General features: G+C 72.4%; 1 protein-coding gene. It reads left to right on the top strand.

Translation table 11 applies throughout. From position 1 onward, the window contains the following. Window positions 1-10,030: SDR family NAD(P)-dependent oxidoreductase (locus AB0B72_RS39750; protein ID WP_367744949.1), on the top strand; the 10,030-nt coding region annotated here is incomplete at both ends.

The raw sequence follows: 10,030 nt of genomic DNA, 5'->3' as shown, positions 1-10,030 counted from the left end.
AATGGTCCGGCTCAGCAGCGGGTGATCCGGCAGGCGTTGGCTGGTGCGGGGTTGGGTCCGGCGGATGTGGATGTGGTGGAGGCGCACGGCACCGGGACCACGCTCGGTGATCCGATCGAGGCCCAGGCGGTTCTCGCGACGTACGGCCAGGGGCGGGAGAGGCCTGTTTATCTGGGTTCGGTGAAGTCGAACATCGGTCATACGCAGGCGGCTGCGGGGGTGGCCGGTGTGATCAAGATGGTGTTGGCGATGCGGCATGGGGTGGTGCCGGAGTCGTTGCATGTGGATGTGCCGTCGCCGCATGTGGACTGGTCGGCCGGTGCGGTTGAGGTGGTGACGGAGGCGCGGCCGTGGCCGGCGGTGGATCGTCCGCGGCGTGCGGGGGTGTCGTCGTTCGGGGTGAGTGGCACCAACGCGCACACCATCCTCGAACAGGCGCCGCCGGTCGAGCCTGAGGCGCGAACCGCACCGCCGGTCCCGCACGGGCAGATCGCCTGGACGGTCTCGGCCCGGGATGGGGAATCCCTCCGCGCCCAGGCGCGGCGCCTCCACACGTACCTCGGCGAGAACGCGGGACTCGACCCGGTCGACGTCGCGTACTCCCTCGCCACCTCGCGGGCCGCTCTTGAGGAACGCGCGGTGCTGCTCGGCACCGGCAGGGATGGGCTCCTCGCCGGGCTTGACGCCCTGGCCCGCGGCGACTCGGCGACCGGCGTCGTACGAGGCACCGCACAGAAGGGCGATGGCCTCGCGTTCCTGTTCACCGGTCAGGGGTCCCAGCGGGCCGGGATGGGCCGTGAGCTGTATGAGACCTACCCGGTGTTCGCCGAGGCGTACGACCAGGTCTGCTCCCATCTGCCCGCCATCGACAGCGACTTGCTGGATCGTACGGAGTTCACCCAGCCGGCGTTGTTCGCGATCGAGGTGGCGTTGTTCCGCCTGGTGGAGTCGTGGGGCATCGTCCCGGACTTCCTGGCCGGGCATTCCATCGGGGAGATCGCCGCAGCCCATGTAGCTGGGGTGCTGTCCCTGGAGGACGCCTGCACCCTCGTCACGGCCCGGGGCCGGCTGATGCAGGCACTCCCGGAGGGTGGGGCGATGGTCGCCCTGAACGCCTCAGAAGACGAAGTCCAGCCCCACCTCACCGACCGGGTGAGCATCGCCGCGATCAACGGCCCCGCCTCCGTCGTCATCGCCGGGGACGAAGACGCAGTCACCGCGGTCATCGAACGGTTCCCCGACCGCAAGTCCAAGCGGTTACGCGTCAGCCACGCCTTCCACTCTCCGCTCATGGACCCGATGCTGGATGACTTCCGTCAGATCGCCGAGTCCCTGACGTACAACCCTCCGCAGATCCCGATCACGTTCGGCCACGACGCCGACTACTGGGTCGCCCACGTCCGCCAGCCGGTCCGCTTCCTGGACACCATGCGCACTCTGCAAGCCGAGGGCGTCACCACCTACCTGGAGATCGGTCCCGACGCCGTACTGACCGCGATGGGCCAGGACTGCGCCGACGGCACGTTCATCCCCACCCTCCGCAACGGCAGGCCCGAGACGGAGACCGTCACCACCGCCCTCGCCCGGCTCCACGTCGCGGGTGTGACCATCGACTGGGCCGCCCTTTTCCCCGGCGCTCAGCGCGTCGACCTGCCCACCTACGCCTTCCAGCGCCGGCGCTACTGGCCCACCGCGCGGGCTTCTGACCTGCCCGTGCCCGCATCGGACGCGGTCGAGGCCCGGTTCTGGGAGGCCGTCGAGCGGGAGGACCTGGAGGCGCTGGCCGGGGCCCTGGGCACCGAGCCCGGCGAGTCGCTCGGCGCGGTCCTGCCGATGCTCTCGTCCTGGCGGCGGGAGCGGCGTGACCGGTCCACCGTGAACGACTGGCGTTATCGGGTCACCTGGAAGCCGGTCACGCCGGCCCCCGAGGCGCGTCCGGCAGGGACCTACCTGCTGGTCACGGCGGGGTCCGGTGATACGGACGCCGCCGTACGGGCACTGACCTCGCAGGGAGCCGAGGTCGTCACCGCCGTGGCCGAGCCGGGCAGGGAGGCGACGGCGCGGCGCGTCCTTGAGGCGGTGGACGGCAGAGCCGTGACGGGCGTGGTGGCGCTGATGGGCGAGACCGCTCCGGCGCTGGCGCTCGTGCAGGCGCTCGGCGACGCCGGGATCGACGCGCCGCTGTGGCTGGTGACGTCGGGAGCCGTGTCCGTCAACACGTCAGACGCGCTGACACATCCGCTGCGGGCGCAGATCTGGGGCATCGGCCTGGTGACGGGCCTGGAGCACCCCGAGCGCTGGGGCGGCCTGATCGACCTGCCGGCGGCGCCGGACGATCGTGCCTGGCAACGCTTCGCCGCGGTCGTCGCGGGGATGGGAGACGAGGACCAGCTGGCCATCCGCGCCTCCGGCGTCTTCGCCCGCCGCCTCGTGCGTGCCGCGCCCCAGGAGGGCGCCGGGCAGTGGCGGCCGTCGGGGACCGTGCTCGTCACGGGAGGGACCGGCGCGGTGGCCGGGCACGTGGCCCGCTGGCTGGCGCGCGGCGGAGCCGAGCACCTGGTGCTGACCGGCCGCCGCGGGCCGGACGCGCCGGGAGCGGCCGAGCTGGCCGCCGAGCTGGAGGAGCTGGGAGCCAGAGTCACCGTCGCCGCGTGCGACGTCGCCGACCGCGACGCGCTCGCCGCGCTGCTCACCGAGCACCCGCCGAACGCGGTGTTCCACGCGGCCGGCGTGAGCTCGGTCGGACCGCTGGCGGAGACCACGGCCGCCGAATTCTCCGGCACGGTCGCGGCCAAGGTGCTCGGCGCGCTCAACCTGCACGAGCTGACCGGCGATCTGGACGCGTTCGTGCTGTTCTCCTCGATCGCGGGTGTCTGGGGCGGCGGCAACCAGGTCGCGTACTCCGCGGCGAACGCGTTCCTGGACGCGCTCGCCGCGCACCGCAGGGGCCGGGGGCTGGTCGCGACGTCCGTCGCGTGGGGGCCCTGGGCCGACGGCGGCATGGCGGCCGGGGGCGACGCCGAGGAGCAGCTGCGCCGCCGCGGCCTGCCCACGATCACCCCCGAGCTCGCCGTCGCCGCGCTGGAGCGGGCACTCGCCGGAGACGAGACGAGCCTGACGGTCGCCGACGTCGAATGGCGCCGGTTCGCCCCCGGGTTCACCGCGGCGCGTGCCCGGCCGCTGATCTGCGACCTGCCCGAGGTGCGGGCCGTGCTGGAGCCGGAGCGGCCCGCCGCCTCGGATGGACCTGCGCTGTCCGCTGGGCCCGCGCTGTCGGCCGGGGAACTGCTGGAGCTGGTACGGCGTGAGGTCGCAGGCGTCCTCGGCCATGACGCGCCCGACGCCGTCGACCCCGCACGTGCCTTCAAGGATCTCGGCTTCGATTCGCTGACGGCCGTCGAGCTGCGCGACCGCCTCAACGCGGCGCTTGGGCTCCGGCTGCCCGCCACGCTCGTCTTCGACTACCCGACCCCTGCCGCCCTCGCCGCACACCTGCGGGCGGACACCGCCGTGCCCGAGCCGGTCGCCGTCCCCGGCGGCGGCGCCGACGAGCCGATCGCCATCGTCGCGATGAGCTGCCGCTACCCCGGCGGCGTACGCGCGCCCGCCGACCTGTGGCGGCTGGTCGCGGGGGGCGGTGACGCGATCTCGGACTTCCCGCTGGACCGTGGCTGGGACGTCGAGGCGCTCTACGACCCCGACCCGGACCGGTCCGGCACCAGTTACGCCAGGGAGGGCGGCTTCCTCGACGACGTCGCCGAGTTCGACCCCGCGTTCTTCGGGATCTCGCCGCGTGAGGCGCTGGCCATGGATCCCCAGCAGCGGTTGCTGCTGGAGATCTCCTGGGAGGCGTTCGAGCGGGCGGGTGTCGACCCGGCCTCAATGCGCGGCAGCCGTACCGGCGTGTTCATCGGCTCCAACCTGCAGGACTACGCGTCGGTCCTCGTCGGCGCCCAGGAGGGCATCGAAGGGCATCTCGCCACAGGCAACGCGGCAAGCGTGGTGTCGGGGCGTCTGTCGTACGTCTTCGGGCTGGAGGGCCCGGCGGTGACGGTGGACACGGCGTGCTCCTCGTCGCTGGTGGCGATGCACCTCGCGGTGCAGGCGCTCCGGCAGGGCGAGTGCTCGCTGGCGCTGACCGGCGGCGTGACCGTGATGGCCACGCCGGGCGCGTTCGTGGAGTTCTCCCGGCAGCGCGGGCTCGCCGCCGACGGGCGGTGCAAGCCGTTCGCGGCGGCGGCCGACGGGACGGGCTGGGGCGAGGGCGCCGGCGTCCTGCTGCTCGAGCGGCTGTCGGACGCCGAGCGCAACGGCCATCAGGTGCTCGCGGTCGTCCGCGGCACGGCGGTCAACCAGGACGGTGCTTCGAATGGGTTGACGGCGCCGAACGGGCCGTCGCAGCGGCGCGTCATCACACAGGCCCTGGCCGACGCCGGGCTGTCGGCCGCCGACGTGGACGCCGTCGAGGGACACGGCACGGGCACCGTCCTGGGTGACCCGATCGAGGCGCAGGCGCTTCTGGCGACGTACGGCCAGGAGCGGGAGACGCCGCTCTATCTCGGCTCGCTGAAGTCCAACATCGGTCACACGCAGGCGGCGGCCGGCGTCGGCGGCGTGATCAAGATGGTGCTCGCCGTCCGCGAGGGCATGCTGCCGAAGACCCTGCACGTGGACGAGCCGTCGCCGCACGTGGACTGGTCGGACGGCGCGGTCGAGCTGCTGACCGAGGCGCGCCCGTGGCCGGCGGTGGACCGTCCGAGGCGGGCCGGGGTGTCGTCGTTCGGCTTCAGCGGCACCAACGCACATGTGATCATCGAGCAGGCGCCCGTGACCCCGGCGCCCGCCCCCGCTCCCGCCGTGGACGGGACCGGGCCGGTGACCTGGGTCGTGTCCGGCAAGAGCGATCAGGCTCTCCGGGATCAGGCGGTCCGGCTGCGCGCCCACCTTGAGGAGCGTCCCGAGCTGTCGCCCCTGGACGTCGGGTTCTCGCTGGCGACCTCGCGGGCGGCGCACGGGCACCGAGCCGTCGTGGCGAGCGAGGACCGGGCCGACCTGCTCGCCGGCCTTGGAGCGCTGGCGCGCGGCGAGTCGGCGCCGGGCGTCGTGCAGGGAAGCGGTACGCCCGGCAAGCTGGCGTTCCTCTTCACGGGCCAGGGCAGTCAGCGGCCCGGGATGGGCCGGGAGCTGTACGAGACCTACCCGGCCTTCGCCGACGCCTTCGACGCGGTGTGCGCCCGAGTGGACCTGCCGCTCAGAGAGGTGATCTTCGAGGGCGGCGAGTCGCTGGACCAGACCTCCCACACCCAGCCGGCGTTGTTCGCGGTCGAGGTGGCGTTGTTCCGGCTGCTGGAGTCGTGGGGCATCGTGCCGGACTTCCTGGCGGGGCATTCGATCGGGGAGATCGCGGCCGCTCATGTGGCCGGGGTGTTGTCCCTTGAGGACGCCTGCACGCTGGTCACCGCCCGAGGCCGTCTTATGCAGGCCCTTCCCGAGGGTGGGGCGATGGTCGCCCTGAACGCCTCAGAAGACGAAGTCCTGCCTCACCTGAGCGACGCCGTCGGCATCGCCGCCGTCAACGGCCCTTCGTCGGTCGTCGTCGCGGGTGAGGAAGAGGCCGTCGCCGCGGTGGTCGCGGTCTTCGACGGCCGCAAGTCGAAGCGGCTGAACGTCAGCCACGCCTTCCACTCGCCGCTCATGGATCCGATGCTGGACGATTTCCGCCGGGTCGCCGAATCTCTGACGTACAGCGCTCCCCGGATCCCGATCGCCTTCGGCGCGGACGCCGACTACTGGGTCTCCCACGTACGGCAGCCTGTCCGGTTCCTCGACGCCATGCGGTCGCTGGCGGCCGATGGGGCGGGCGTGTTCGTGGAGATCGGCCCCGACGCGGTCCTGTCCGCGATGGGCCCCGAGTGCGTCGAGGGTGTCTTCGTGCCCGCCCTGCGCCGAGGACGGCCCGAGGCGCAAACCGTCGTGGCGGCGCTCGCCCGTCTCCACGTCGAAGGCGTCACGCCCGACTGGAGCTCGTTCTTCCCCGGTGGTCGCCGGGTCGACCTGCCGACGTACGCCTTCCAGCGTGAGCGGTACTGGCCACGGACACGGGGCGCGCAGCCGGGAGACGCCAGAGGGCTCGGACTGGGATCGGCCGATCACCCGTTGCTGGGTGCGGCGGTGGCGCTGGCGGGCGGCGAGGGCCTGGTGTTCACCGGGCGGTTGTCGGTGCAGTCGCATCCGTGGCTGGGTGAGCACGTGGTGCAGGGGTCGGTGCTGGTGCCGGGCACGGCGTTCGTCGAGCTGGCGGTGCGGGCTGCCGACCAGGCCGGGTGCGACGTGGTGGAGGAGCTGACCATCCACGCCCCGCTCGTCCTCCCCGAACGCGGAGGCGTGCAACTGCAACTGGTGGTGACCCCCGACGACGCCGGGCGGCACGCCGTCACCGTCTACTCGCGGCCGGACGACGCCGCCTTCGACGAGCCCTGGCGGCAGCACGCCACGGGCTTCGTCGCCCCGGCCGGGCCGCCCGAGCCGTTCGATTCGGAGACCTGGCCTCCCGCCGATGCGACGCAGATCCCCGTCGACGATCTCTACGACCGTTACACGGCGGCCGGTTTCGCCTATGGGCCGGTGTTTTCGGGGGTGCGGGCGGCGTGGCGTCGGGGTGAGGAGATTTACGCCGAGGTGGCGTTGCCTGAGGGCACCGATGTGGCGGGGTTCGGGGTGCATCCGGCGTTGCTGGACGCGGGGTTGCATGCGATCGGTCTGGGGTCGTTCCTGTCGGGGGCGGGTGGCGGGCATGTGCCGTTCTCGTGGAGTGATGTGCGGGTGCTGGCGTCGGGGGCGACGTCGGTCCGGGTACGGCTGTCGCCCGCCGGCCCCGATGGGGTGACTCTCCAGATCACGGATGCGATGGGCGGCCCGGTGGCCTCGGTGGGCGGTCTGATGCTGCGGCCGGTGGTGGTCGAGCAGGTGGGGTCGGGGCGTTCGGAGTCGTTGTTCGGGCTCGACTGGGTGCCGGTGGCCGCACAGGAGGTCCCGGGGACCGGTGGGTGGGCGTTTGTGGGTGGTGCGGACGGTTACGCCGATTGGGCGGCGCTGGATGAGGCGCTGGTGGGTGGGGGGGCCGTTCCTCCGGTGGTGGTGCTGTCGGTTGATGGCGGTGCCGATGACGATGCCGCGTTGGGGGTTCGCCGGGCGGCGTTGTCGGTGCTTGCCGGGGTGCAGGCGTTCGTGGGTGATGAGCGGTTCGATGAGTCGCGGTTGGTGGTGCTCACCTGCGGTGCGGTGGGGCCGGAGGGTTCGGAGGATCTGGCGGGTGCGGCGGTGTGGGGGCTGGTGCGCTCGGCTCAGGCGGAGAACCCGGATCGGATCGTGCTGGTCGACGCCGACGAGGTGTCGGCTGTCGCGGTGGCGGTGGGGGTGGGGGAGCCGCAGGTCGCGGTCCGTGAGGGCAAGGTGTTCGCCCCCCGGTTGATGCGCGCCGCTGTCACCCCGTCCGTGCCTGACGGTTTCGACGCCGACAGCACGGTGTTGATCACGGGTGGCACGGGCACGTTGGGTGGGTTGCTGGCCCGGCATCTGGTGACGGTGCGTGGGGTGCGGCGGTTGGTGTTGACCAGCAGGCGTGGCCTGGACGCTCCCGGTGCGGGTGACCTGGTCTCCGAGTTGGAAGAACTGGGCGCGTCGGTCGCGGTGGTGGCCTGTGACGTGGCCGACCGGGACGCGGTGGCGCGGTTGCTGGCCGATCATCCGGTGGACGCGGTGGTGCACACCGCCGGTGTGCTGGACGACGGTGTGATCACCTCTCTCACCCCGGAGCGGGTGGAGAAGGTGTTGCGGCCGAAGGTGGACGCGGCGCTGAACCTGCATGAGCTGGCCGGTGATGTGAAGGCGTTCGTGTTGTTCTCCTCGGCGTCGGGGGTGTTCGGTAACGCCGGTCAGGGCAACTACGCGGCGGCGAACGCCTTCCTGGACGGGCTGGCGGCCTATCGCCGTTCCCGTGGCCTTGCCGCCGTGTCGTTGGCGTGGGGGTTGTGGGAGCAGGCGGGAGGCATGGCCGGCAGCTTGGACGCGGCCGATGTGAAGCGGATGAGCAAGAGCGGGGTGCGCGGGCTCACCTCCGGCCAGGGGCTGGAGCTGTTCGACCTCGCACTGGGAGCCGGCACTCCTCTCCTGCTTCCGATGATCCTGGACAAGGTCGCACTTGAGGCGCGTGCACGCACAGGAGACGTGCCCGCGCTGCTCAGAGGTCTGGTCCGGGTGCCGGTAAGGCGGAGCGTGAACCAGGCGGCCATCGCGGCGGCGGGGCTGGGCGATCGCCTGGCGGGACTGTCCACGCCGGAGCAGGAGCGGGCCCTGGCCGGTGTGGTCGCCGCCCAGGTGGCGGCCGTGCTCGGCCATGCCTCAGCCGACGGGATCGAGCCGGGCAAGGCGTTCAAGGAGCTGGGCTTCGACTCCCTCACCGCCGTCGAGCTGCGCAACCGCCTCAACGCGGCCACCGGGCTCCGCCTGCCCGCCACACTGATCTTCGACTACCCGAGCCCGCTCGCCCTCGCGGCGCACCTTCGCGCCGAGCTCGTCGGTGACGAGACCGTGCCGGAACGGCAGGCGCCCACCGCGCCGTCCGCCGTGGACGAGCCCGTCGCCATCGTGGCGATGAGCTGCCGCTATCCGGGCGGGGTCCGTACGCCGGAAGACCTGTGGCAGCTCGTCGCCTCCGGCGGGGACGGCATCTCCCTCTTCCCCGTCGACCGAGGCTGGGACGTCGAGAGCCTCTATGACCCCGACCCGGACAAGCCGGGCACCAGTTACACCCGAGAGGGAGGCTTCCTGCACGACGCCGCCGAGTTCGACCCGGCCTTCTTCGGCATCTCGCCGCGCGAGGCCCTGGCCATGGACCCGCAGCAGCGGTTGCTGCTGGAGATCTCGTGGGAGGCGTTCGAGCGGGCGGGAATCGACCCGGTGTCGCTGCGCGGCACCAGGGCGGGCGTCTTCGCCGGCCTGATGTACCACGACTACGCCTCCCGGCTGCCCGCCGTACCTCAGGATGTCGAGGGTTACCTCGGCACGGGCAACGCGGGCAGCGTGGTGTCCGGGCGGCTGGCCTACACCTTCGGGCTCGAAGGCCCGGCCGTGACCGTCGACACCGCGTGCTCCTCGTCGCTGGTCGCCCTGCACCTGGCCGCCCAGGCCCTCCGCCAGGGGGAATGCTCCCTGGCTCTGGCGGGCGGCGTCACGGTGATGGCGACGGCGTCCACTTTCGTCGACTTCAGCCGCCAGCGCGGGCTGGCCGCCGACGGGCGGTGCAAGTCGTTCGCTGGGGCGGCCGACGGCACCGGCTGGTCGGAGGGCGCGGGAATGCTGCTGCTTGAGCGGCTGTCGGACGCCGAGCGCAACGGTCATCCCGTGCTGGCCGTCATCCGGGGCAGCGCGGTCAACCAGGACGGTGCTTCGAATGGGTTGACCGCGCCGAACGGTCCGTCGCAGCAGCGGGTGATCGCGCAGGCGCTGGCCAACGCGCGGTTGTCGGTGGCGGACGTGGACGCGGTGGAGGCGCACGGCACGGGCACCACTCTGGGCGACCCGATCGAGGCGCAGGCGCTCCTCGCGACGTACGGCCAGGAGCGGGACGAGCCCCTCTACCTCGGCTCCATCAAGTCGAACATCGGCCACACCCAGGCGGCCGCGGGAGCGGCGGGCATCATCAAGATGGTCATGGCGATGCGCCACGGCCTGCTGCCCAAGACGTTGCACGTGGACGAGCCGACCCCGCACGTCGACTGGGAGTCGGGCGACGTCGAGCTGCTGACCGACGCCAGGCCCTGGCCCGTGACCGGCCGTCCGCGCCGGGCCGCCGTGTCGTCGTTCGGCATCAGCGGCACCAACGCGCACGTCGTCATCGAACAGGGCACAGCGGAGGAGCGGGCCCCCGCCGGGGCGGTCTTCCCGGTGACGCCGTGGGTGTTGTCGGGTAAGAGTGAGGCGGCGTTGCGGGATCAGGCGTTGCGGTTGCGTGCGCATGTGGATGCCGATC

The sequence above is a fragment of the Microbispora sp. NPDC049125 genome, from assembly GCF_040802045.1.
GTDB lineage: Bacteria > Actinomycetota > Actinomycetes > Streptosporangiales > Streptosporangiaceae > Microbispora.
The sequence above is the reverse complement of the archived record's forward strand: the minus strand, read 5'-3'. Positions and strand labels throughout refer to the sequence as shown.